The 22671-nt window shown below is 67.3% G+C and carries 20 protein-coding genes; 7 read left to right on the forward strand and 13 right to left on the reverse strand.

The features are described 5' to 3' along the window. Nucleotides 1-41: 41 nt before the first annotated feature. The 9 genes from WKW77_RS28750 to WKW77_RS28790 form a co-directional block, all read right to left on the reverse strand. The gene (locus WKW77_RS28750) at nucleotides 42-1766 is read right to left on the reverse strand and encodes an acyl-CoA dehydrogenase family protein (protein ID WP_340360315.1); all 1725 of its coding nucleotides are present in this window, start codon (nucleotides 1764-1766) and stop codon (nucleotides 42-44) included. A 69-nt stretch (nucleotides 1767-1835) separates the two neighbouring features. Further along, nucleotides 1836-3557, reverse strand: a complete 1722-nt coding sequence (locus WKW77_RS28755; protein WP_340360316.1) for a tannase/feruloyl esterase family alpha/beta hydrolase — start codon at nucleotides 3555-3557, stop codon at nucleotides 1836-1838. A gap of 40 nt (nucleotides 3558-3597) precedes the next feature. Beyond that, nucleotides 3598-4326: an ABC transporter ATP-binding protein gene (locus WKW77_RS28760; RefSeq protein WP_340360317.1), complete on the reverse strand. Its 729-nt coding sequence runs from the start codon at nucleotides 4324-4326 to the stop codon at nucleotides 3598-3600. Between the two features lies 1 nt (nucleotide 4327). Then, complete coding sequence (locus tag WKW77_RS28765) at nucleotides 4328-6136, reverse strand: branched-chain amino acid ABC transporter ATP-binding protein/permease (RefSeq protein WP_340360318.1); 1809 nt, start codon at nucleotides 6134-6136, stop codon at nucleotides 4328-4330. Between the two features lies 1 nt (nucleotide 6137). After that, nucleotides 6138-7178 (reverse strand): branched-chain amino acid ABC transporter permease, encoded by a 1041-nt coding sequence (locus WKW77_RS28770; protein WP_340360319.1) that lies wholly within the window; start codon nucleotides 7176-7178, stop codon nucleotides 6138-6140. 31 nt (nucleotides 7179-7209) lie between these two features. Then, nucleotides 7210-8352 (reverse strand): ABC transporter substrate-binding protein, encoded by a 1143-nt coding sequence (locus tag WKW77_RS28775; protein ID WP_340360320.1) that lies wholly within the window; start codon nucleotides 8350-8352, stop codon nucleotides 7210-7212. Nucleotides 8353-8402: 50 nt separating this feature from the next. Next, nucleotides 8403-9167: an SDR family NAD(P)-dependent oxidoreductase gene (locus WKW77_RS28780; RefSeq protein WP_340360321.1), complete on the reverse strand. Its 765-nt coding sequence runs from the start codon at nucleotides 9165-9167 to the stop codon at nucleotides 8403-8405. Nucleotides 9168-9191: 24 nt separating this feature from the next. Continuing rightward, nucleotides 9192-11081, reverse strand: a complete 1890-nt coding sequence (locus WKW77_RS28785) for a feruloyl-CoA synthase (RefSeq protein ID WP_340360322.1) — start codon at nucleotides 11079-11081, stop codon at nucleotides 9192-9194. Between the two features lie 214 nt (nucleotides 11082-11295). Next, nucleotides 11296-12066, reverse strand: coding sequence for a crotonase/enoyl-CoA hydratase family protein (locus WKW77_RS28790; protein WP_340360323.1), 771 nt, complete (start codon nucleotides 12064-12066; stop codon nucleotides 11296-11298). Between the two features lie 115 nt (nucleotides 12067-12181). Between WKW77_RS28790 and WKW77_RS28795 the strand changes: the two genes are divergently transcribed. After that, entirely contained in the window at nucleotides 12182-13051 is an 870-nt protein-coding gene (locus tag WKW77_RS28795; RefSeq protein WP_340360324.1) for an amidohydrolase family protein, read from the forward strand. Between the two features lie 127 nt (nucleotides 13052-13178). Here the strand turns inward: WKW77_RS28795 and kefC are convergent, their stop codons facing one another. Further along, nucleotides 13179-15017, reverse strand: coding sequence for a glutathione-regulated potassium-efflux system protein KefC (gene kefC, locus WKW77_RS28800; RefSeq protein WP_340360325.1), 1839 nt, complete (start codon nucleotides 15015-15017; stop codon nucleotides 13179-13181). 2 nt (nucleotides 15018-15019) lie between these two features. Continuing rightward, nucleotides 15020-15658, reverse strand: a complete 639-nt coding sequence (gene kefF, locus WKW77_RS28805) for a glutathione-regulated potassium-efflux system oxidoreductase KefF (protein ID WP_340360326.1) — start codon at nucleotides 15656-15658, stop codon at nucleotides 15020-15022. 67 nt (nucleotides 15659-15725) lie between these two features. Here kefF and WKW77_RS28810 point away from each other — a divergent pair, with 67 nt between their 5' ends. After that, on the forward strand, nucleotides 15726-16349 hold the full coding sequence (locus tag WKW77_RS28810; protein ID WP_340360327.1) for a nucleotide-binding protein: 624 nt from the start codon (nucleotides 15726-15728) through the stop codon (nucleotides 16347-16349). Between the two features lie 180 nt (nucleotides 16350-16529). Beyond that, a complete protein-coding gene (locus WKW77_RS28815) occupies nucleotides 16530-16988 on the forward strand; it encodes a MaoC family dehydratase (protein ID WP_340360328.1) in 459 nt (152 codons plus the stop codon). Nucleotides 16989-16994: 6 nt separating this feature from the next. On the opposite strand, the gene WKW77_RS28820 is transcribed toward WKW77_RS28815, so the two are convergent. Together WKW77_RS28820 and WKW77_RS28825 are read right to left on the reverse strand one after the other, a co-directional pair. Then, nucleotides 16995-17456 (reverse strand): tRNA (cytidine(34)-2'-O)-methyltransferase, encoded by a 462-nt coding sequence (locus WKW77_RS28820; RefSeq protein WP_340360329.1) that lies wholly within the window; start codon nucleotides 17454-17456, stop codon nucleotides 16995-16997. Nucleotides 17457-17485: 29 nt separating this feature from the next. After that, on the reverse strand, nucleotides 17486-18202 hold the full coding sequence (locus tag WKW77_RS28825) for a ComF family protein (RefSeq protein WP_340360330.1): 717 nt from the start codon (nucleotides 18200-18202) through the stop codon (nucleotides 17486-17488). Between the two features lie 22 nt (nucleotides 18203-18224). On the opposite strand from WKW77_RS28825, the gene WKW77_RS28830 reads away from it, so the two are divergent. The 4 genes from WKW77_RS28830 (at nucleotide 18225) to ctaD (ending at nucleotide 22661) form a co-directional block, all read left to right on the forward strand. Further along, nucleotides 18225-19139: a biotin synthase gene (locus tag WKW77_RS28830; protein ID WP_340360331.1), complete on the forward strand. Its 915-nt coding sequence runs from the start codon at nucleotides 18225-18227 to the stop codon at nucleotides 19137-19139. Nucleotides 19140-19260: 121 nt separating this feature from the next. Continuing rightward, nucleotides 19261-19737, forward strand: a complete 477-nt coding sequence (locus tag WKW77_RS28835; protein ID WP_340360332.1) for a DUF2244 domain-containing protein — start codon at nucleotides 19261-19263, stop codon at nucleotides 19735-19737. A gap of 66 nt (nucleotides 19738-19803) precedes the next feature. Next, the gene (gene coxB, locus WKW77_RS28840) at nucleotides 19804-20982 is read left to right on the forward strand and encodes a cytochrome c oxidase subunit II (protein ID WP_340360333.1); all 1179 of its coding nucleotides are present in this window, start codon (nucleotides 19804-19806) and stop codon (nucleotides 20980-20982) included. 41 nt (nucleotides 20983-21023) lie between these two features. Continuing rightward, the gene (gene ctaD / locus WKW77_RS28845) at nucleotides 21024-22661 is read left to right on the forward strand and encodes a cytochrome c oxidase subunit I (RefSeq protein ID WP_340360334.1); all 1638 of its coding nucleotides are present in this window, start codon (nucleotides 21024-21026) and stop codon (nucleotides 22659-22661) included. The last annotated feature ends 10 nt before the right edge of the window (nucleotides 22662-22671 follow it).

Genomic DNA, 22671 nt, shown 5'->3' on the forward strand with positions numbered 1-22671 from the left:
CTGGCTTCGGGGCGCTTGCGGGCGGCGTTTTCCCCGGCAGTTCAGGCTGCAGCCGGCAGGGTCACCGCCTCGCAGGCACGCTTGACGATGCCGAGCCGCATTTCGAATTCCGGCAGCACCCAGCGCCGGAAGGCGGCGGCCGGCGCGGCCCAGCGAGCGTCGCCGGGCGCGGCGTGTTCCAGCCGGGCCCAGGCCCATGCCAGGAAGGCCAGCATCACCACGCGCAGATAGTCGTCGGCCACCTCGTAGGGCAGCCTGGCGTCCTTGTGCGCCGCCATGGCGATCGTGGTCGTGAGATAGCGCAGTTGCGCGAGCCGCCGCTGCACGTCGGCATCGATGTCGCGCGAGGCATCGAGCTCGTCGCGCAGTTCGATCAGCAGGCCCGACATGCCGGCGCCGCCGTCGGCGAGCACCTTGCGCACCAGCAGGTCGATCGCCTGGATCTCGTTCGTGCCCTCGTAGATCATCGTCACGCGCGAATCGCGCACGACCTGCTCGATGCCCCACTCGCGCACGTAGCCGTGGCCTCCGAAGACCTGCAGGCATTCGCTCGCGCCGCTGAAGGCCTGCTGCGTGCACGCGGCCTTGATGACCGGCGTGACGAGCGCGCACCAGCGCTGCGCCTGTTCGCGCGCCTTGGCGTCTTCGTCGTGCCGTGCAACGTCGAGCTGCACCGCGGTCCGGTAGGCGATGGCGCGTGCACCGTCGATCCATGCACGCTGCGTGTCGAGGATGCGGCGGATCGCCGGATGCTCCGCCACGAGGTCGGCCGCTTCGCTGCCGCGGCTCGCGGGCGCCGGGCCGGGCGCGCGCATCTGCCGGCGCTCGTGGGCATAGGCATCGGCCTTCTGCCAGGCTGCATCGAGCAGGCCGATGCCTTGCAGCGCGACGTGCAGGCGCGCGGCGTTCATCATCACGAACATCGCGGCGAGTCCGCGATTCGGCTCGCCGATGAGCCAGCCCGTCGCATCGTCGAAGCGCATCACGCAGGTCGAGCTGCCGTGCAGGCCCATCTTTTCCTCGATGCGCTCGCACTGCACCGCATTGCGCGATCCGCCCTGCAGCACCTTGGGCACCAGCACCAGCGAAAGGCCCTTGGGACCCGCAGGCGCGTCCGGCAGGCGGCACAACACGAGGTGGACGATGTTGTCGCTGAGGTCGTGATCGCCGCCGGAGATGAAGATCTTGCCGCCCGAGACGCGGAAGCTGCCGTCGGCCTGCGGCACGGCCCGCGTGCGCACCTGGCCCAGGTCGCTGCCCGCGTGCGCTTCGGTCAGGCACATCGTCGCGAGCCACTCGCCGGTGGCGATCTTCGAGAGATAGCGCTGCTTGAGCTCGTCGCTGCCGTGGTGCCGGATGCATTCGTAGGCGCCGTGCAGCAGGCCCGGGGCCATCGTCAGGCCGTGATTGGCCGCGCTGAGCCATTCGTAGAGCACCGCTTCGAGCACCGAAGGCAGTCCCTGGCCACCGTCGTCCGTCGCGGCCGAGAGCGCCGGCCATCCGCCGTCGACGAAGGCCCGGTACGCATCGCGAAAGCCGGGTGGCGTGACGACGGCGCCATCGACCAGGCGGCAGCCGATCTCGTCGCCGTCGCGGTTGATGGGCGCGATGACTTCGGCAACGAACTTGCCTGCTTCCTCGAGCACCTGGCCCTGCAGCGCTTCGTCGTAGTCGGCAAAGGCGGGCAGGCTGCGGAGGCGGGGCACGGCGGCGAGCACCGCGTTCAGGATGAAGCCCGCGTCTTCGGGGCGAGGTTGGTAGTTCATTGGGTAACCTTCGCGCAGCAGCGCTGCGGTATTCGCCTTGGGGCGGCCCGGCGTCTCATGGCCATGACTTCAAGGCGTGCGGGTGCGGCAGGCGAAGCTCGCGGCGGACTCCGCGTCGCCGCCGGTGTAGACCGCGACCTGCGGATAGGAGCACAGCGGGCGCGTGCGGCGCGGCGACCAGTCGCCGGGGATTTCGGCGTTGGCCGCCGGCGTGCCCGGGCCGCGCGCGCTGGCGGTCACGCGCTCGGGGGCCTGTCCCTGCTCGACCCAGTTCACCAGCGCGGTGAGCATGTCGAACTGGTCCGTGGCCGGGCCGCCGGCGCAGTGGTTCATGCCCGGCACAGGGAAGTAGCGCGCGAACGCCGGCGCATTGCCGCTGTTCGCGCCCTGCAGCCGCTCGTACCAGGCGGCGGTGTCGTCGGACGAGAACACCGGGTCGCTCGTGCCGTGGTAGACGATCATCTTCGCGCCCCGGTCGCGCAGCCTGGACAGGTTCGACGCGTCGGGCGGCGGCATGAAGGACATCGCCGATTCGCGGTAGATGCCAGCGGTCGCGTCGATCAGCGGTGCGTCCCTGTCCATGTCGAAGCCGAGGGCGAAGGGCAGTCCGCCGGGGCGGTTCGCGAGCGGCAGCGTCGTGAAGATGAAGCCGACCGCACCCGCGTCACGCGTCGGCGGGCTCGCGAACTTCCACTCGCGCCAGTTGCTGCCGGTCACGCCCGAATCGAACGGGAAGCTGTTGTAGATCGGCTTGCCTGCACTGTTGCGTGCGCCCGTGAAGACATTGCCGAGCGCCGTCTTCTGCTGCGGGGTGAGGCATTGGCCGTCGCGCGCACCGGTGCAGGTCGGCACGTCGGTGTCGAGGTGGAAGCGGGTCTGGCAGGCCTTCACGTCGCTGACGATGCCGTCTGCGAGCCCGTCGAGCGCATCGCAGCGCGCAAGCACGCGATCGGCGACGAGCTTCATCTCGGCGGGCGTGAAAGCGCTCTGCAGATCCGGCTGGCCGTCCGCGGTCTTTGCGCTGGCGACCTTGGCGTACTGCTGCGCGCCATAGAGCTGCGCCACTGCGGCCCGCGGCAGGTTGTAGCCGGGGTCGCCGGCCAGGACGCCGTCGTATTGCTCGGGTGTGCGCGCCGCCGCGACCATCGCATGCCGGCCGCCGTTGGAGCAGCCGCCGATGTACGAGCGGTCGGGCCCGCGTCCGTACGCCTGCGTGATGAGGTTCTTCGCCATCGGCGTGAGCTGCGCGACCGCGTTGTAGCCGTAGTCCAGCCGCGCCTGCGGATCGATGCCGAAGCGCGGGCCGAGCGATCCGGCATGGCCGGCATCGGAGCTGATGACCGCGAAGCCCATCTGCAGCGCGGTCGTCGTCGGGCCGCCACCGCCGATGCCGCCCATCGCCGGGATCACGACGCCATCGAGGCCGCCGTTGGCCTGGTAGAAGAAGCGGCCGTTCCACGCGAGCGGAAGGCGCATCTCGAAGCCGATCGCGTAGCGGTTGCCGTCGACGGCGCTCGTGCGTTCGTTCATGTGGCCTTGCACGAGGCAGTGCGCCGGCACCGCGACGCTCGCGTTGCCGACGGTGACGGAGCCTGCTGCCACCGAAGCGACCTGCGTGTAGACCGTGCCCGGCAACGCGGCCTTGGCGGCGAGGTCGTTGCAGGAGAGCAGTGCCCCCGGCCGCGCGGCGGCGAGCTTCGGCGTCGAGCCGCCCATGCCCGCACATGCAGCGACCAGAACGGCAGAGCCCAGCGCCGCGGTCCACAGCGGCAGCTTCATCCGTGCATCCATCTTTACGTCTCCCGGCAATGGTTCGTCTTGTGGGTTCTCTTCAGCGCCGCTTGGCACCCAGGTAGGTATCGATCACGCGCGGGTCGCTCGCGAGCTGGCGCGCTTCGCCTTCGACGCTCACGCTGCCCATTTCGAGCACATAGCCGTGATCGGCGACTTCGAGCGCCGCGCGTGCGTTCTGCTCCACGAGCAGGATCGTCACGCCGGTCTGCCGCAATGCGCTCACGGTGCGGAAGATCTCCTGCACCACCAGCGGCGCGAGCCCGAGGCTCGGTTCGTCGAGCATCAGCAGCGCAGGCCGCGACATCAGCGCGCGGCCGACCGCGAGCATCTGCCGTTCGCCGCCCGAGAGCGTGCCCGCGAGCTGCGTGCGCCGTTCCTTCAGGCGCGGGAAGATGGTGTAGACCTCGTCGATACGCTCGCGCCACTGGCGGTTGCGCAGGCGCACCTGGCGGAAGCCGCCGAGCACGAGGTTGTCTTCCACCGGCATCGTGCCGAACAGCTCGCGCTTCTCGGGCACCAGCGCGACGCCGAGCATCACGCGCTCTTCGAGCGAGAGGCCGTCGATGGGTTGGCCGCGGAACTCGATCACGCCCTTGGACGGCAGCACGCCCATCAGCGCATTGAGCAGCGTGGACTTGCCCGCGCCGTTCGGGCCGATCACGGTCACGACGCTGCCCTGGCCGGCTTCGAGGTCGATGCCGTGCAGCACCTCGGCGCGGCCGTAGCCGGCGCGCAGGTTGCGGATTCGGAGGAGGGGCGTGGTCATGTCAGTGTTCCGTTCCGAGGTAGGCCGCGCGCACCTTCGGGCTTTCCTGCACTTCGGCGGGCGTGCCTTCCATCAGGTGCGTGCCGAATTCCATCACCACGATGTGGTCGCAGATGTCCATCACGAGGTCCATGTCGTGCTCGACCAGCAGGATGCTCATCCCTTCGTTGCGCAAGGTGCGCAGCACGTCGGCCAGCGCCTGCTTTTCCTTGTGCCGCAGGCCGGCGGCGGGCTCGTCGAGCAGCAGCAGGGCCGGGTCCGCGCACAGCGCGCGCGCGATCTCCAGCAGGCGCTGTTGCCCCATCGCGAGGTTGCCCGCCAGCTCGTGCAGGTAGTCGCCCATGCCGACGCGCCGCAGTTGCCGCTCGGCTTCGCGCAAGAGCTGGCGCTCCTCGGCGCGGTCGGCGTGCAGCATCGCGGCCATCGCGCCCTTGCCGCCGCGCAGATGCGCGCCCAGCGCGACGTTCTCGAGCACCGTCATGCCCGGCACCATCTTCACATGCTGGAAGGTGCGCGACACGCCGCGCTCCGCGATGGCGCGCGATGACAGCCCGCCGATCGCCTCGCCGCGAAAGCGCACGTTGCCGCCCGACAGCGACAGCACGCCCGTCACGAGATTGAAGGTCGTCGACTTGCCGGCGCCGTTCGGTCCGATCAGGCCGACCACCTGGCCCGCGCGCGTCTGGAAGCTGATGTCGTTCACCGCCACGAGGCCGCCGAAGGTCTTGCGGATCGACTGCACGTCGAGCACGACCTCGCCTTGCGCGGGCTTGGTGCGAACCGGAAGGTCCGCCGCGTCCTGCCAATCCACCACACGCTGCCTGCGCGGCAGGCGACGGTCGATGAAGTCCCAGAGCCCGTCCGGCAGGTACTTGAGCACCAGCACGATCATGATCCCGAAGACGATGAGTTCGTAGCTGCCGCTGGTGCCGATGAGCTTCGGCAACAGCACCTGCAACTGGTCTTCGAGCAGCTTGACCACGCCGGCGCCGGCGATCGCGCCCCACACATGCGCCGCGCCGCCGAGCACCGCCATGAAGAGGTACTCGATGCCCATCTTGATGCCGAAGGGCGACGGGTTCACCGTGCGCTGGAAGTGCGCGAAGAGCCAGCCGGAGACCGACGCCAGCATGGCGGCCAGCACGAAGATGCCGACCTTGTGGCGCAGCGTGTTCACGCCCATCGCCTCGGCCATCTGCGAGCCGCCGGCCAGTGCGCGGATGGCGCGGCCGCTGCGCGAATCGAGCAGGCGGATCACCGCGAACGCGGCGACCAGCGCGAAGGCCCACGTGACCGCGTAGAAGCCGCGCTGCTGGCCGACGTCGAGGCCGAAGAGGGTCAGGCCCTTCACGCCGAGGATGCCGTCGTACTTGCCCAGCGCCTCGAGGTTGCCCATGAGGTAGTAGAGCGACAGCGCCCAGGCGATGGTGGCGAGCGGCAGGTAGTGGCCCGACATGCGCAGCGTGATGCCGCCGATGATCGCCGCGCTGATGCCGGTCAGCGCCAGGCCGATGAACAGCGTGAGCCAGGGCGAGAGGCCATAGTTCACGCTCAGGTAGGCGGTGGTGTAGGCGCCGATGCCGACGAAGGCCGCCTGCCCGAAGGACGTGAGCCCGCCCACGCCGGTGAGCAGCACGAGGCCCAGCACCGGCAGCGTGTAGATGCCGATGTAGTTGAGCTGGATGATCCAGAAGTTCGGCAGCGGCAGCAGCGGCAGCGTCGCGAGGACGACGACCAGCGCGAGCGGGCCCCAGGTGCGCAGGCGGCTCTTGCGCGTGTCCGCGATAGGGAGATTCAGCGTAGCCTGCATGTCAATGCTCCTCATCCGAATGGCCGCTACGCAGCGAGCGCCACAGCAAGACGGGAAGGATGATGGTGAACACGATCACTTCCTTGAACGAGCTGGCCCAGAACGAGCCGAAGGATTCGATCACCCCGACACCCAGCGCACCGATCAGCGCGCCCGGGTAGCTCGCCAGACCCGCGATCACGCCGGCCACGAAGCCCTTGAGGCCGATGAGGAAGCCCGAGTCGTAGAAGATGGTGGTGGTCGGCCCGATCAGCAGGCCCGACAGCGCGCCGATCAAGGCCGCCATCGCGAAGGTCAGTTGCCCTGCGGCCTGCGTGGAGATGCCCATCAGGCGCGCACCGAGGCGGTTGACCGCGGTTGCGCGCAAGGCCTTGCCGTAGAGCGTGCGCTCGAAGTAGAGCCACAGCATCACGATCAGTGCGGCCGAGGCGAGGAAGATGATGACCGCCTGCCCGTTCACGTTGAGCGGACCGATGGAGAACCGCTCGTCCCAGAACGGCGGATTGCGGAAGCCTTCGGCGCCGAAGAACAGCAGGCCGAGTCCGGTCATCGCGAAATGCACGCCGACCGAGACGATCAGCAGCACCAGCGAGCTCGCGCCCGCCAGCGACTGGTACGCCACGCGATAGACCAGCGGCCCGAAGGCGGTGACGATGCAGAGCGTGAGAAACGCCTGCACCGCCAGCGGCAGGTTGCGCGGCGCGGCCCACGCCGACACCGCGCAGACGATGGCCGGCAGCACGAACATGCGCGCGGCCGCCTTGAGCGCCGGTGCGAGGCGGCCGCGGTGCCGCCAGGTGTCCAAGAGCTCCATGACGGCCGCGACGCCCGCGAGGATCAGCAGCAGCCAGACGGTGCCGGGAACCTTGCCGGTCTGGAAGATGGCGAGCGTGAGCGCGCCATAGGCGACGAACTCGCCCTGCGGGATGAAGATGACGCGGGTCACCGTGAACACGAGCACGATGCCCATGCCGAGCAGCGCGTAGATCGCCCCGTTCGTGAGTCCGTCCAGCGTCAGGATGCTGGCAATTGAGAAGTCCATGGCGGGGCTCTACGCGTTTCGCTGGCTGCGTTTATTGGGGTTGCTCGACCTTGAACTGGCCGCCCACGACCTTCAGCATCACGCCGGTCTCGTTGGTGTAGCCCCAGTGGTTCTGCGGCGTCCACTCGAGCACGCCGTGCGCGATCGTGGTGCGACCCATCGTCTCGAATGCATCGCGCAGGGCGGCGCGGAACTCGGGCGTGCCGGGCTTGGCCTTCTTGAGCGCGATCGGCACCGCCTTTTCGAGGATCGTGAGCGCGTCGGCGCTGTGGGCGGCGAACTGGTTGCGCGAGTTGGGGCCGTAGGCCTTCTCGTACTCGGTGACGAAGGCGACGGCCTGCTTCTTCGAGGGATGGCTCTCGGGCAACTGCTCGGCGACGGTGGCGGGGCCGGACACGACGAAGGTGCCCTCGGCATCCTTGCCGGCGGTGCGCATCAGGTCCTGCGTCGCCGCGGCATGCGTCTGGTAGACCTTGCCCTTGTAGCCGCGCTCCATCACCGCTTTCTGCGGCATGCCCGCGCCGCTGCCCGAGGCCACGATCAGGATCGCGTCGGGATTGGCCGAGGTGAGCTTCAGCACCTGTGCGGTGACGCTCGTGTCGGCGCGGCCGAAGCGCTCGGCCGCGACGATCTTCATGCCGTTCTTCTCGGCCTCGGCGGTCAGCGCCTTGAGCCACAGTTCGCCGTAGGCATCGGTGTAGCCGAGGAAGCCGATGGTCTTCACCTTCTGGCTCTTCATGTGCTGCACCACGGCGTAGGCCATCACGTCATTGGATTGCGGCAGGCGGAAGGTCCACTTGTCCTTGCCCGGCGGCAGGCCGGCCGGCGACGCGGCGAGCTGCGGCGTGCCCGATTCGGCCGCCACGTCGGCCATGGGGATCGCGACCGGCGTCGCGGCCGAGCCGATGATGACGTCGACCTTGTCTTCCGTCACGAGGCGCTGCGCGTCCTTGACGCCGGTGGTGGGATCGGTCGCGTCGTCGAGCACCACGACCTTGAGGTTTTCGCCCGCGATGGACTTGGGCCACAGCGCGATCTGGTTCTTCATCGGAATGCCGAGGCCGGACGCCGGACCGGTGAGCGGCAGCACCACGCCCACCGTGAGGTCGGCATGCGCGATGCCGAAGAGGCCGAGCGCGAGCGCGGCGGCGAGGGTTGCTTTCTTGAGATTCATGGCAGTTGTCTCCTGGTGAGGTGATCAAAAAAACTGGCGGGAGGCGAGCTTCATCGGGGTGCCATCCGCAGCGCACCGTCGAGGCGGATCACTTCGCCGTTCAGGTGGACGTTGGTCACGAAATGGCAGGCCAGCTCGGCGAACTCCGAAGGCTTGCCCAGGCGCGGCGGGAAGGGGATCGATGCGGCCAGCGACTGCTGGACGGGCTCCGGAAGTTCCTTGAGCAGTGGCGTCGCGAAGAGGCCGGGCGCGATCGTGCACACGCGGATGCCATGTTGCGCGAGATCGCGCGCCATCGGCAGCGTCATGCCGACGAGACCGCCCTTCGAGGCGCTGTAGGCCTGCTGGCCCACCTGGCCGTCGAATGCGGCGACGGATGCGGTGAAGAGCATCGTGCCGCGCTCGCCGCCTTCGAGCGGGTCGAGCTTCGCGCAGCGTGCCGCGAACAGGCGGCTGATGTTGTAGGCGCCGATCAAATTGACGTTGACGACGCGCACGAAGTCTTCGAGCGGCGCGGGGTTGCCGTCCTTGCCGACGATGCGCTTGGCGCTGCCGATGCCGGCGACATTCATCAGGATGCGCGCCGGGCCGTGCGCGGCCTCGGCCTTGTCGAGCGCCGCATTGACGCTGTCGGTCTGCATGATGTCGCAGACGCATGCGATGCCGCCGATCTCGGCCGCGACCTTCTCCGCGAGCGCGGCGTTCAAATCAAGCACGGCGACCTTGGCGCCGAGCCGCGCGAGTTCGCGCGCAGTGGCTTCGCCGAGGCCGGATGCGCCGCCGGTGACGAGTGCAACTTGTCCTTGGATGTTCATGTCCGGGTCTCCTTGGGTTCTGGTTTACTGCGGCTTGAGCGTGAACGGCAGCGCGCCGTCGGTATGCAGGGCCTCGACGAGATCGGCGCGGTGCTTGAGCACGGCGCGCTGGTTGATCGAGCCCTTGTCGGTCACTTCGCCCTTGTCGATCGAGGGCGGCTCCGAAACGACGTGGGCGCGCGCGATCCGGTTGGCGCTGCCGGTGCTCGATGCGGCGAGAGTGTCGAGCAGTTGCTGAATGTGCGCCTGCACCGGCGCGCTTTCGACCACCTCGCGCATCGGCGCATCGGACGCGAGGCCCGCGAGCTGGCGCACCGCCTGCGTCGGGAAGATCAGCGCGCCGACTTCCTTGAGGTTGATGCCGGTCAGCACCACGTCCTGCACATAGGGCGCACCGGCGGCGATGATCTTCGCGCGCAGCGGGCCGACGCTCACGAAGGTGCCGGTGGCGAGCTTGAAGTCCTCGGCGATGCGGCCGTCGAAGCGCAGGCCGCGGTGCACGTCGCTCTCGTCGATCCACTTCACCGCGTCGCCGGTGCAGAGGAAGCCTTCCTCGTCGAAGGCTTCGCGCGTGGCTTCCGGAGATCGCCAGTAGCCCGGCGTGACGTTGGGGCCGCGGTAGCGCACCTCCACCTTGCCGTCGACGTCGATGAGCTTGAGCGTCATGCCCGGCGTCGGCACGCCGACATCGCCGGCGCGCACGTCGGGGCTGTTGATGAACATCGCCGAGGGGCCGGATTCGGTCATGCCGAGGCCGGTCGCCATCACGATGCGCTCGCCGATCTCGGATTCCTGGATCGAGTGCAGCAGGTCCCACACGGGCTGCGCGAGGGCCGCGCCGGAGTAGAAGAACATGCGCACGCGCGACAGCAGCGTCTTGCGCAGCTGCGCATCGGTGCGCATCGCGTTGGCGATCGCCTCGAAGCCGGTCGGCACGTTGAAGTACACAGTCGGCGCGATCTCGCGCAGGTTGCGCAGCGTCTCGGCCATGCCGGCGGGCGTCGGCTTGCCGTCGTCGATGTAGAGCGTGCCGCCGTGGTAGATCGTGATGCCGACGTTGTGGTTGCTGCCGAAGGTGTGGTTCCACGGCAGCCAGTCGACGAGCACCGGCGGCTCCTCGGCGAGCGAGGGCATCGACTGCGCGATCTGCACCTGGTTGGCGCACCACATGCGCTGCGTGTTGATGACCGCCTTGGGCATCTTGGTCGAGCCCGAGGTGAAGAGGAACTTGGTGATCGTGTCCGGCCCGGTGGCGGCCATCGCGGCATCGACGGCCGGCGTGGCGGGCGTGTCCAGCAGGCTCTGGAACGTGGTAATGGCGCGGCCCGCGAGATCGGCCGAGGGGGTTTCGCGGTGCAGCACCACTTCGACGTCGGCGGGTACGACCGAAGCGATCGCGCGGCCGAAGCGCGCCGCGTCGCTCGCGAACACGAGGCCGGGCGTCAGCGTGTCGAAGATGTGGCGCAGCTTCTCGTAGTCCTGGCTGACGGTGGAGTACGCGGGCGATGCGGGGCAGTAGGGGATGCCGGCGTAGATGCATGCGAGCGCGAGCTGCGCGTGCTCGAGGCTGTTCTCGCTGAGGATCATCACCGGCCGGTCGGCGTCGAGGCCGCGGTTGAGCAGCCCCTGGCCGATGCGGCGCGCGTCCTGCAGCACCTTGGCGTAGCTCAGGTGCCGCCACTCGCCGGTGGTGCCGTCGGGCAGCTGCTCGCGGCGCGCCATGAAGCTGCGGTCGGGCGCGGTCTCGGCCCAGTGCATCAGACGGTCGGTGATGCGCTCCGCGTAGCTGCCGAGCGGCTCGGCCGCTTCGAGGTAGCGCACGCCGGCGGCGCCTTCGCGCACATTGACGTGGCGCACGCCGAAGGTGACCGGCCGATAGCGCGGCGTGATGGTGGGTTGGCGAGTGCTTTGCATGATGGGTCTTGTCTCGGTCGCTTGCTGCGCTGCAGCCAGTTTCAGGAATCCCGCGGAACCGGCTTCGCCGGGCCGCCCGGATTGCCCCCGGCGAGGGGGTTGAGGGCTGCGGCTCCAAACCTGCCTGCGCAGGCTTGGACATGCCCGAAGAGCAGCCGCCTCTGGCGGCCGCCCGACAGTCGCCGCACGGAGTGGGCGAGGCTGGGGGAGAGCGTCATTTCTGCACCTTGTTGGCCTTGCCTTCGAGGAAGGCGCGCACGCGTTCCTTGGCGTCGGGCGCGCTCTGGGCGATGCCGGCCATCAGTGCTTCGGTGAAGAAGCCGTGGTCGGCCGGCTGCTCGGCGATGCGCGGCAGGGCGTGCATCAGTGCGTAGTTGGTCAGCGGTGCGTTCGTCGCCACGCGCTTGGCGAGTTCGACCGCCTTGTCGAACGCGGTGCCTTCGGCAACGAGGTATTGCGCAAAGCCGGCGCGCTCGCCTTCTTCCGCGCTGTAGACGCGGCCGGTCAGCATCATGTCGGTCATGCGCGCCGCGCCGATGAGCTTGGGGATGCGGACCGAACCGCCACCGCCGACGAAGATGCCGCGCGAGCCTTCGGGCAGCGCGTAGAAAGTGGTGCTGTCCGCGACGCGGATGTGGCAGGCGCTCGCGAGTTCCAGGCCGCCACCGACGACCGCGCCGTGCAGCGCCGCGATCACCGGCACCGGGCCGTGCTGCACGAGGTCGAGCGCCGCATGCCACATGCGGGAATGGATGAGTCCCTGGCCCGCGTCGCGTTCCTGCAGTTCGGAGAGATCGAGGCCCGCACAGAAATGCGGCCCTTCGCCGTCGATGACCGCGGCGCGCACCGAGGACGGGAGGTTTTCGAATGTGTTGCGCAGCGCGAGGATGAGCGCATCGGACAGCGCATTGCGCTTGCTGGCGCGGTTGAGGCGCACGATGGCGATGTTGTCCTGGAGTTCGAGCTGGAGATCGGTGTGGGTCATGATTGCATTCCGGGTTGCGATCGATTATGGTTATGAAAAATAACCAATTCAAGCCGCATGCAGACCCGCGGCATGAGGACTTACCCTAAGCCTAAAACCCGTTGGAGACAACGCCATGGACTACGAGAACCTGATCGCCATCGACACGCACACGCACGCCGAGGTGAGCTGCTGGAATCCCTTCGACAACTACGGCGAGGAATACGACCGTGCGGCGGACAAATACTTCCGTTCGAGCCGCCGGCCGACCATCCAGGAAAGCATCGACTACTACCGCGAGCGCAAGATCGGCCTCGTGATGTTCATGGTCGACGCCGAATCGAACCTCGGCCGCCGCCGCATTCCGAACGAGGAGATCGCCGAAGCCGCGCAGAAGAACTCGGACATCATGATCGCCTTCGCCAGCATCGATCCCCACAAGGGGAAGATGGGAGCGCGCGAGGCGCGCCGGCTCATCGAGGAGCATGGCGTCAAGGGCTTCAAGTTCCATCCGACGGTGCAGGGCTTTCACCCCTACGACCGCATGGCCTGGCCGATCTACGAAGTCATCAACGAGTACGGCCTGCCGGCTGTCTTCCACACCGGCCACAGCGGCATCGGCTCGGGCATGCGCTGCGGCGGCGGGCTGCGGCTCGAATACAGCAATCCGATGCATCTTGACGACGTCGCGATCGACTTCCCCGACATGCAGATCATCATGGCGCACCCGAGCTTCCCGTGGCAGGACGAAGCGCTGAGCGTCGCCACGCACAAGCCCAACGTCTGGATCGATCTTTCAGGCTGGAGCCCCAAATACTTCCCCAAGCAGCTCGTGCAATACGCGAACACGCTGCTCAAGGACCGCGTGCTCTTCGGCAGCGACTATCCGCTGATCACGCCCGACCGCTGGATGAAGGACTTCGAGGAAGCCGGCTTCAAGCCCGAGGTGATGCCGGGCATCCTCAAGGACAACGCGATCCGCCTGCTGAAGCTCGCCACCAGGTAAGGGGTCATCCCCCAGCCTCGCCCACTGCGTGTGGCTCTGCACCCCCTTGCAGGGGGCAATCCCGGCGGCCCGGCGAAGCCGGTTCCGCGGGATTCCTGGCCTCCGCGGTGCCGGCCCCGTGAACCCTTCAGTTTTCTTCGACGCGATCCCAGTCGACGTGGGTGCGTTGTCGCCGTTCTTCGCGCTCGCGCGCCATCTGCTCCTGGAACTGCTGGCGGCCTTCCTTGGCCACCGCGATCAGCTTGGCGCGGTCCTTGTAGTGCGGATAGGTCTCGTGCATGAGCTGGATGTTGCGCAGGCGGAAGCGCATCGCCGTTTCGCGCGCCTCGTGCGCTGGCCAGCCCAGCCCCTCGAGCACCGAGCGCCCGCTGCGCAGCGACGACTCGAACATCTCGCGCTCGACCATCTCGATCTTGCGGTCGAGCAGCTGGTAGACATGCGCCACGTTGCGCGCCCGCGCGACGATCTTCGCGTTGGGGAAATGCTCGCGCAGCAGATCGACGATCTTGAGCGACTGTTCCATGTCGTCCACCGCCACCACCACGACCTTGGCGGTGCCGGCGCCGGCGGTGCGCAGCAGGTCGAGCCGGGTCGCGTCGCCATAGAAGACGCGCAAGCCGAATTCGCGCAGGCTTTCGATCGTGTCGGGGTCGTGGTCGAGCACGGTGATCTTCAGGCCCTGCGCCATCAGCATGCGGCCGACGATCTGCCCGTAGCGGCCGAACCCGCAGATGACCACCTTCGCGTCCTGCTGCTCGGAGATTTCCTCCATCGAGGGGGGCTTCTCCAGGCTATGGCGCGCCGCCACCCACTTGTCGACCGCCACGAGCAGCAGCGGCGAAATCAGCATCGACAGCGCGACCGCGCCGATCAGGAACGACGCCACGTTGGGCGGCAGCACGTCCGGTCCGGCCGCCTGGAACACCACGAAGGCGAACTCGCCGCCCTGCGCGAGCAGCAGCGTGAACACCGGCCGCTGTTGATAAGGCACATGCATCAGTTTGGCGAGCCCGTAGATCACGGCGGCCTTCAGCATCATGAAGCCGATGACCACGGCCGCCATCAGCAGGGGATGCGCGATGAGCACGCCGAAATCGATGCTCATGCCCACCGCGATGAAGAAGAGGCCGAGCAGCAGGCCCTTGAAGGGTTCGATGTCGGTTTCGAGTTCGCGGCGGTATTCGCTTTCCGCCAGCAGCACGCCGGCGAGAAACGCACCCAGTGCCATCGACAGGCCGATGAACTGCATCAGTGCCGCGATGGCGACCACCAGCAGCAGCGAGGCGGCGGTGAAGATTTCCGGCGTCTTGCTGCGCGCGATCCATCGCAGCAGCGGCCGCAATGCGAGCCGGCCGCCGATCACGATGGCGGCGATCACGGCCACGATCTTCAGGCCCTCGGTGAGGCGGTCGAAGCCGCTCACGCCGGTGTCGATGTCGTGGCTGACCGCCAGCAGCGGCAGCAGCGCGAGGATCGGAATGGCCGCCACGTCCTGGAACAGCAGGATCGAAAAGCCGGACTGGCCGCTCGGCGTCAGCAGCAGATTGCGTTCCCCGAACACCTGAAGCGCGATCGCGGTCGACGAGAGTGCAAGTCCGAGCGCTGCCACCAGCGAGACGCGCCACCCGGCACCCGCCACGAAGCCGGCGAGGAACAGCACCGCCGCGCAGCCCAGCACCTGCGCCGAACCCCAGCCGAAGATCGGTCCGCGCAGGCTCCAGAGGCGCTTGGGCTCCAGTTCGAGTCCGACGAGGAACAGCATCAGCACCACCCCGAATTCGGCGAAGTGAAGGATGTCCTCGACGTTCGTGACCAGCCCCAGTCCCCAGGGGCCGATGGCGATGCCCGCGGCGAGGTAGCCGATGATCGAACCGAGCCCGATGGCCTTGGACAGCGGCACGACCAGCACCGCAGCACCGAGGTAGATGAGCGAGTTGAGCAGCCAGCCCGGCAGGTGGTGTTCCATCGTCAGGCTTCTTCCTGGCCGACCGGCCGATCGGTTTCGGGCACCACGCAACTGGCGCATCCGCCCAGGTCGTCCAGTTCGGGCCAGTTCGGGTAGGTCTGCAGCCGGTCCTTGAAGACCGCCACGTGCTCGGCCACGGCAGCGTCCGATGCGCTGCGGGCACCGTGGAAGATCAGCGGGGGGAGGAAGCGCATGCCGCACAGAGCCGCGGTCTGCTCGTAGGGCGGAAGGAACGCATCGAAGAAGTAGCGGTTGTAGCGCTGCGGGTGATAGCTGTCTTCCGGCCCGCCGGTGGTCGCCACGAGCCAGACATCCTTGCCTTCGAGCTTGTTGCCTCCTTTTCCGTAGGCCCATCCGTAGCTGAAGACATCGTCGAGCCAGAGCTTCTGCAGCGACGGCATCGAGTACCACTGGACCGGATGCAGCAGCACCAGCATCTCGGCGCGGGCGAGGCGGGTCTGCTCGGTCTTCACGTCGATTGCGTAGTCGGGGTAGCTGTTGTAGAGGTCGTTCACGTCGATGCCAGGGACATCGCGTGCCGCCTTCAGCAACTGCAGGTTGACGCGGGAATCGCGCCATCGCGGGTGCGCGGCGATCACGTAGATGTGGGCGGCGCTTTCCGTGTTTGTTGTTGTGGGCATCCCGAGAACATAGCGCACTCGGCGGGCCGCTACCATGGCGCCTGTCTTCAGCCTCGAGGAGTCACAGATGCCGGTGGTTCTGGTCGCCAATCCCAAGGGCGGGGTCGGCAAATCCACGCTCGCGACGAACATCGCGGGCTACCTCGCCAGCCGCGGCCATGCGGTGATGCTGGGTGACATCGATCGGCAGCAGTCTTCCAGGCTCTGGCTGAGCCTGAGGCCGCCCGAGGCGCGTGAGATCAGGAGCTGGGACGCCTCGGAGGACGGCGACGTGGTCCGGCCGCCGCGCGGCACGACGCATGCCGTCCTCGACACGCCGGCCGGTCTGCATGGCTCGCGCTTCAAGGAGGCCGTCGCCGTCGCCGACAAGGTGCTGGTGCCGCTCCAGCCCAGCATCTTCGACATCTACGCGACCCGCGACTTCCTCGACAAGCTGCTGTCGCACCGCCGCATCGACAAGACACAGGTCGCCGTGATCGGCATGCGCGTGGACGCGCGGACCCTCGCGGCCGAACGCCTGCGGGAATTCGTGGGCGGGCTCGACGTGACCGTGCTCGGCGAGCTTCGCGACACGCAGATCTATGTGCAGCTTGCGGCTCGCGGGCTGACGCTGTTCGACATCGCGCCGGGTCGGGTTCAACGCGACCTGGAGCAGTGGGAGCCGATCTGCCGCTGGTTGGACGACGAATAGATCGCCCCCAGCCTCGCCCACTTCGTGTGGCTCTGACACCCCCTTCCGGGGGCAACCCCAGCGGCCCGGCAGAGCCGGTTCCGCGGGGTTTCCCGGCTTGGCCCGGGGGCTCGTTTTCCCTAGGTGCACATGTCACCGCATGGACATGCGTGGTCGAACCCCGCCGCTAAAGTGATTTGCATGACAAAGACCTTCCAGACCCTTCAGGACCTGGCCGCGTGCGTCGGCCAGGAAGTCGCGGTGAGCGACTGGATCACCATTACCCAGGAACAGGTCAACCTGTTCGCCGAGGCCACCGGCGACCATCAATGGATCCATGTCGACGTCGAGAAAGCCAAGGCCGGGCCTTTCGGCGGACCGATCGCGCACGGCTTCCTGACGCTCTCGCTGGTGCCGCGCATTTTCGAGACCGCCATCAGCGTGGTCGAGTCGGGCATGGGTGTGAACTACGGGCTCAATCGCGTCCGCTTCATGGCGCCGGTGCCGGTCGGCAGCCGGGTGCGTGGTCGCCTGAAGCTGCTGACGTCGGAGCCGATCGCGAACAACGGTCTTCAGATGGCGTGGGAGGTCACGATCGAGCTCGAAGGCTCGCCCAAGCCGGCCTGCGTCGCGGAGTCGGTGGCGCGGCGCTATCCCTGACCGGCCCTACGCGAATCCGTTCTGCCGCCAGGCCTCGAACACAGTCACCGCGACTGCATTCGACAAATTGAGGCTGCGCTGCCCTTCCCGCATCGGCAGGCGCAGGCGCTGCGCCGGCGGGAAGGTCTCGCGCAGGTCGGGGGCCAGTCCGCGGGTTTCGGCGCCGAAGACGAGCCAGTCGCCGGGGCGGAAGACGACGTCGTGCACCGGCTGCGAGCCGCGCGTGGTGAGCGCGAAGATGCGATCGGCGGGCGGCCGCTCCGTCTCCAGCAGGGCTTGCCAGTTCGCGTGCCGCAGCACCTTTGCATATTCGTGATAGTCCAGGCCGGCCCGGCGCAGTAGCTTGTCGTCCATGGAAAAGCCGAGCGGTTCGACCAGGTGCAGCGTGCAGCCCGTGTTGGCCGCCAGCCGGATCACATTGCCGGTGTTGGGCGGAATTTCGGGCTCGACCAGAACGATATGGAACATGGCTGCGATTGTCCGCGCCGCCGTGGCGATCAGGACGGCGGGTCCGTTCGCGCCAGCACGATCGCCGTGATGTGCGACGCGCCGCCCCGGCGAAGCACCTCAGCGGCAGTGAAGATCGATGCGCCTGTGGTCATGACGTCGTCCACCAGCACGACGCGTCGATCGCGAACGGCCGCCGCCCGGAGCGGCTCGAGGGCGAACATGCCGCGCAGGTTGCGCAGCCGTTCGGCGCGCGTCAGTCCGCTTTGCGCGGGCGCTTCGCGGGTCCGCAGAAGAATCCCGGGCTCGGTGGCGGCCGGTGCGAGCCGTTTGGCCAGTTCGTGCGCCTGATTGAAGCCCCGTTCGCGCAACCGGGCCGTGGTGAGCGGCATGGGCAGCACGATCTCGGCTTTTTCGATGGCCGCTTCGATCCAGGGTGCGCTTCGCAGGAGGGTGGCAAGGGGCGAGGCCAGTCCGGCGCCGCCTCGGAACTTGAACTCGGCGATGCGCTCCGACCACGGCCACTCATAGGTGCAGGCGGTGTGGCATGCATCGAGCGGCGGCGGGTTCGACACGCAGACGCCGCAGCGCGAAACGCCCGGCGGCACGGGCAGCGCGCAGGTCAAGCATCGCGGTTTCGGCGGTGCAAAGCGCGCCACGCACGCGTCGCAGATCGGCTGTGCCGGCCAGGCCCGGCAGACCGAGCACTGGCTCGGCAGTCCGGCGGCTACCGATGAGAAAGCCCTTTGGGCCCAGCGTCTGAACATCCCTCAATATACTGAGCGGCCCATGCCTCCAGTCCCTCCCCAGCGCCCGCCGACCATCGACGCCCCGGCGGCCGCGCGGTGGAACCGGCTGGCGCCGCCTTCGGGCTCGCCCTGGCTGCACGAGGAGATCGGACGCCGCATGGAGGACCGGCTCCAGTGGATCAAGTCCCGTCCCCGCCACTGGGCCGACTGGTCGCCGCTTCGGGGCGGACTGGAAGCCCACGAACTGGTGGCCCGTCGATACCGGGATGCCACCGCGTACGTCATTGAAACAGAGCCTTCGCTGGTTGCGCCGACCACGAAGGCATTGAGCGCGCCCTGGTGGACGGCCCGTCGCTGGCAGGGCGGTCAGCCGCTGTTCGACGCGCCGCCGGAAGACGGCGTGGATCTGCTCTGGGCCAACATGGCGCTGCACATGGCGGCCGATCCGGGCGCGCTAATCGGTCAGTGGCACAAGCGGGTCGCGACCGATGGATTCCTGATGTTCTCGTGCTTCGGACCGGACACCCTGCAGGAACTGCGCGCGCTGCACGAGCGGCTCGGCTGGCCGCCGGCCAGTCACCAGTTCACCGACATGCACGACTGGGGCGACATGCTGGTCGGCGCCGGCTTCGCCGAGCCGGTGATGGACATGGAGCGAATCGTCCTGACCTGGACGAGCGCCGATGCGGCGCTGGCCGAATTGCGTTCGCTCGGACGAAACCTCCATCCGGCCCGCTTTCCGGCGCTGCGCGGCAAGCGGTGGCGACAGGCGCTCTGCGCGGCGCTGCCAGAACTGGCGCAGGCCGAAGAGGGCGGAGGAAAGATCGCGCTGACCTTCGAAATCATCTACGGACACGCCTTCAAACCCGCGCCGCGGGTGGCGCTTTCGTCCGAGAGTGCGGTCTCGTTGCGCGAGATGCGCACCATGCTTCAACGCGGTCGCCCAGGTGCGTGAGGAGGCGCTTGTTCACCCGCTACAATCCGGCGCTGCGTGAACTCCGGGTATTGTCCCGTGACCGAGGCCTGTCGAACATGGGTTTGACAGCGATCGACGCACCGATTTGCTGAACTCGCCCGTGTCGAATTCCGTGTTTCGTTTTGCCACCGTTTCAGGACAGAGCGTTCATTGGTTTCTGAAGCGCAATTGCTCGGTCACGCCGAGCCAGCTCGGCTGGCTGTACGCATCGCTCTGCGTAGTTTCCCTAGGCATCGGGGCCGTCTTCTGGCTCAACGGCGCACGGCTCGTCCTGCCATTCGCCTGGCTCGAGCTCACTGCAGTCGGGATCGCATTCATCCTCTATGCACGCCACGCCACCGATGGCGAGAAGATCGCCTTGCAAGGTGGGCGTCTGGTGGTCGAGCTCGAGAACGGCGGCCACTACGAGCGTGCAGAATTCTTGCCGCATCAGGTGCGGGTCGAGCCCCGGGACAGCGATCGTTCGCTGATCGAGGTCTCGGGTCAGGGTCGTTCGGTCAGGGTGGGGCGCTATGTGCGCCCCGAATTGCGTGCGGCGCTGGCGCGCGAAATTCGCATGGCATTGCGCAGCGCCTGAGGGGGCCCGTGCAGTGCTTCACCGTGGGGACCGGTGGGTTAACAGGAAAATGAAAAAGTGAACACGATGAAGAGCAATTGGCGGAACAAGATGTGGCCAGCGAATCTGCTGCTGGTGGCCAGTGCGGCGTTCAGCGGCGCAGCACACGCAGTCAATGACCTGCCCGGCGGCCCGTCGGTGCGTCAATTGAATCTTCCGGTGGGCGTCACGAAGATCGCCCAGGAGCAGCACTTCCTCCACACCGTGATGCTGGTGCTTTGCACCATCATCTTCGTGGCCGTGTTCTCCGTCATGTTCTATTCGATCTGGAAGCACCGCAAATCGGTCGGCCACAAGGCGGCCAACTTCCATGAATCGGTGGTGGTCGAAGTCATCTGGACCATCGTCCCCTTCATCATCGTCATCCTGATGGCGCTGCCCGCAACCCGAGTGCTGGTGGCGCAGAAGGACACCACCAATTCCGATCTCACGATCAAGGTCACCGGGTACCAGTGGAAGTGGGGCTACGACTACCTCAAGGGCGAAGGCGAAGGCCTGTCGTTCATCTCGACGCTCGACGCTTCGCACCGCGCGATGTCCGATGCCGGTGCCCGCGGCGACGTGCCGGACAACTTCCTGCTGAAGGTCGACAACCCGCTGGTCGTGCCGGTGGATACCAAGGTTCGCATCATCACCACCGCCAACGACGTGATCCACGCCTTCGCGGTGCCGCAGTTCGGCGTCAAGCAGGACGCGATCCCGGGCTTCGTGCGCGACACCTGGTTCCGTGCCGAGAAGGTCGGCGACTACTACGGCCAGTGCCAGGAACTCTGCGGCAAGGAACACGCCTTCATGCCCATCCACGTGAAGGTGCTCGCCGCTGCCGACTACACCGCCTGGGTCGACGGCAAGCGCAAGGAGGCCGCGGCCAAGCAGGATGACCCGAGCAAGGTCTGGACGCTGCCCGAGATGCTCGCGCGCGGCGAAAAGGTCTACGCCGCCAACTGCGCCGCCTGCCACCAGGCCAACGGCAAGGGCGCCGGCCCGATCAAGCCGCTCGATGGCTCGGCGACCGTGCTCAATGCAGACCACAAGCTGCAATTGCATGTGGTGCTCAACGGCCAGAACAACGGCGCCATGCCATCCTGGAAGCAACTCAGCGACACCGACATCGCTGCCGTCGTGACCTTCACGAAGAACGCCTGGTCGAACAAGACAGGCCAGCTTGTGCAACCGGCCGAAGTGCTGGCGGAGCGCGGCAAGTAAGCCGCCCGCCCCGTGACGAAGAGTTTGCAAGGAATACCAAGATGAGCGCAGTCCTCGATCCCCACGGTCAAGCACACGGTCACGGCGACCATGCCCACGACGAACACCACCACGCGCCGACCGGCTGGCGCCGCTGGGTGTTCGCCACCAACCACAAGGACATCGGAACGCTGTACCTGCTGTTCTCGTTCACCATGCTGATGGTGGGCGGCGTGCTGGCCCTGCTGATCCGCGCCGAGCTGTTCCAGCCCGGCCTGCAACTGGTCAACCCCGAGCTGTTCAACCAGTTCACCACGATGCATGGCCTGATCATGGTGTTCGGCGCGATCATGCCGGCCTTCGTCGGGTTCGCGAACTGGATGATCCCGCTGCAGGTCGGCGCGTCGGACATGGCGTTCGCGCGCATGAACAACTTCAGCTTCTGGCTGCTGATCCCCGCGGCGCTGATGCTGGTGGGTTCGTTCTTCATGCCCGGCGGCGCACCTGCCGCGGGCTGGACGCTCTACGCGCCGCTCACGCTGCAGATGGGCCCCTCGATGGATGCCGGCATCTTCGCGATGCACATCATGGGCGCCTCGTCGATCATGGGCTCGATCAACATCATCGTGACCATCCTCAACATGCGCGCGCCCGGCATGACGCTGATGAAGATGCCGATGTTCTGCTGGACCTGGCTCATCACCGCCTACCTGCTGATCGCCGTGATGCCGGTGCTCGCCGGTGCGATCACGATGACGCTGACCGACCGCCATTTCGGCACCAGCTTCTTCAACCCCGCCGGCGGCGGCGACCCGGTGATGTACCAGCACATCTTCTGGTTCTTCGGCCACCCCGAGGTCTACATCATGATCTTGCCGGCGTTCGGCATCGTCAGCCAGATCGTCCCGGCCTTCGCGCGCAAGAAGCTCTTCGGCTACGCCTCGATGGTGTACGCCACCTCGTCGATCGCGATCCTGTCGTTCATCGTGTGGGCGCACCACATGTTCACGACCGGCATGCCGCTCACCGGCCAGCTGTTCTTCATGTACGCGACCATGCTGATCGCGGTGCCGACGGCGGTGAAGATCTTCAACTGGATCGCCACCATGTGGCAGGGCTCGATGACCTTCGAGACCCCGATGCTGTTCGCGGTCGGCTTCATCTTCGTGTTCACGATGGGCGGCTTCACCGGCCTGATCCTCGCGGTGGCGCCGATCGACACGCAGCTGCAGGACACCTACTACGTCGTCGCCCACTTCCACTATGTGCTGGTGGCCGGCTCGCTCTACGCGATGTTCGCCGGCTTCTACTACTGGGCGCCGAAGTGGACCGGCGTGATGTACAACGAAGCGCGCGGCAAGGTCCACTTCTGGTGGTCGCTGATCTCGTTCAACATCACCTTCTTCCCGATGCACTTCCTCGGCCTGGCCGGCATGCCCCGCCGCTATGCCGACTACCCGATGCAATTCGCCGACTTCAATGCGGTGGCGTCGGTCGGCGCGTTCGCGTTCGGACTGGCGCAGGTCTACTTCTTCTTCTTCATCGTGCTGCCGACGATGCTCGGCAAGGGTGAAAAGGCGCCGCAGAAGCCGTGGGAAGCCGCCGAAGGCCTGGAATGGGAAGTGCCTTCGCCGGCACCGTTCCACACCTTCGAGACCCCACCCAAGCTCGACGCCACCGCCACCAAGGTGATCGGCTGAGGCAGGGCGC

Origin of the sequence: Variovorax ureilyticus (assembly GCF_037889935.1) — a bacterium.
In the GTDB taxonomy this organism is placed as follows: domain Bacteria; phylum Pseudomonadota; class Gammaproteobacteria; order Burkholderiales; family Burkholderiaceae_C; genus Variovorax; species Variovorax ureilyticus.

Bases quoted from the DNA above. Each gene is read 5' to 3' on its own strand.
- WKW77_RS28750 (WP_340360315.1), bottom strand. From the start codon at position 1,766: ATGAACTACCAACCTCGCCCCGAAGACGCGGGCTTCATCCTGAACGCG.
- WKW77_RS28755 (WP_340360316.1), bottom strand. From the start codon at position 3,557: ATGGATGCACGGATGAAGCTGCCGCTGTGGACCGCGGCGCTGGGCTCT.
- WKW77_RS28760 (WP_340360317.1), bottom strand. From the start codon at position 4,326: ATGACCACGCCCCTCCTCCGAATCCGCAACCTGCGCGCCGGCTACGGC.
- WKW77_RS28765 (WP_340360318.1), bottom strand. From the start codon at position 6,136: ATGCAGGCTACGCTGAATCTCCCTATCGCGGACACGCGCAAGAGCCGC.
- WKW77_RS28770 (WP_340360319.1), bottom strand. From the start codon at position 7,178: ATGGACTTCTCAATTGCCAGCATCCTGACGCTGGACGGACTCACGAAC.
- WKW77_RS28775 (WP_340360320.1), bottom strand. From the start codon at position 8,352: ATGAATCTCAAGAAAGCAACCCTCGCCGCCGCGCTCGCGCTCGGCCTC.
- WKW77_RS28780 (WP_340360321.1), bottom strand. From the start codon at position 9,167: ATGAACATCCAAGGACAAGTTGCACTCGTCACCGGCGGCGCATCCGGC.
- WKW77_RS28785 (WP_340360322.1), bottom strand. From the start codon at position 11,081: ATGCAAAGCACTCGCCAACCCACCATCACGCCGCGCTATCGGCCGGTC.
- WKW77_RS28790 (WP_340360323.1), bottom strand. From the start codon at position 12,066: ATGACCCACACCGATCTCCAGCTCGAACTCCAGGACAACATCGCCATC.
- WKW77_RS28795 (WP_340360324.1), top strand. From the start codon at position 12,182: ATGGACTACGAGAACCTGATCGCCATCGACACGCACACGCACGCCGAG.
- kefC (WP_340360325.1), bottom strand. From the start codon at position 15,017: ATGGAACACCACCTGCCGGGCTGGCTGCTCAACTCGCTCATCTACCTC.
- kefF (WP_340360326.1), bottom strand. From the start codon at position 15,658: ATGCCCACAACAACAAACACGGAAAGCGCCGCCCACATCTACGTGATC.
- WKW77_RS28810 (WP_340360327.1), top strand. From the start codon at position 15,726: ATGCCGGTGGTTCTGGTCGCCAATCCCAAGGGCGGGGTCGGCAAATCC.
- WKW77_RS28815 (WP_340360328.1), top strand. From the start codon at position 16,530: ATGACAAAGACCTTCCAGACCCTTCAGGACCTGGCCGCGTGCGTCGGC.
- WKW77_RS28820 (WP_340360329.1), bottom strand. From the start codon at position 17,456: ATGTTCCATATCGTTCTGGTCGAGCCCGAAATTCCGCCCAACACCGGC.
- WKW77_RS28825 (WP_340360330.1), bottom strand. From the start codon at position 18,202: ATGTTCAGACGCTGGGCCCAAAGGGCTTTCTCATCGGTAGCCGCCGGA.
- WKW77_RS28830 (WP_340360331.1), top strand. From the start codon at position 18,225: ATGCCTCCAGTCCCTCCCCAGCGCCCGCCGACCATCGACGCCCCGGCG.
- coxB (WP_340360333.1), top strand. From the start codon at position 19,804: ATGAAGAGCAATTGGCGGAACAAGATGTGGCCAGCGAATCTGCTGCTG.
- ctaD (WP_340360334.1), top strand. From the start codon at position 21,024: ATGAGCGCAGTCCTCGATCCCCACGGTCAAGCACACGGTCACGGCGAC.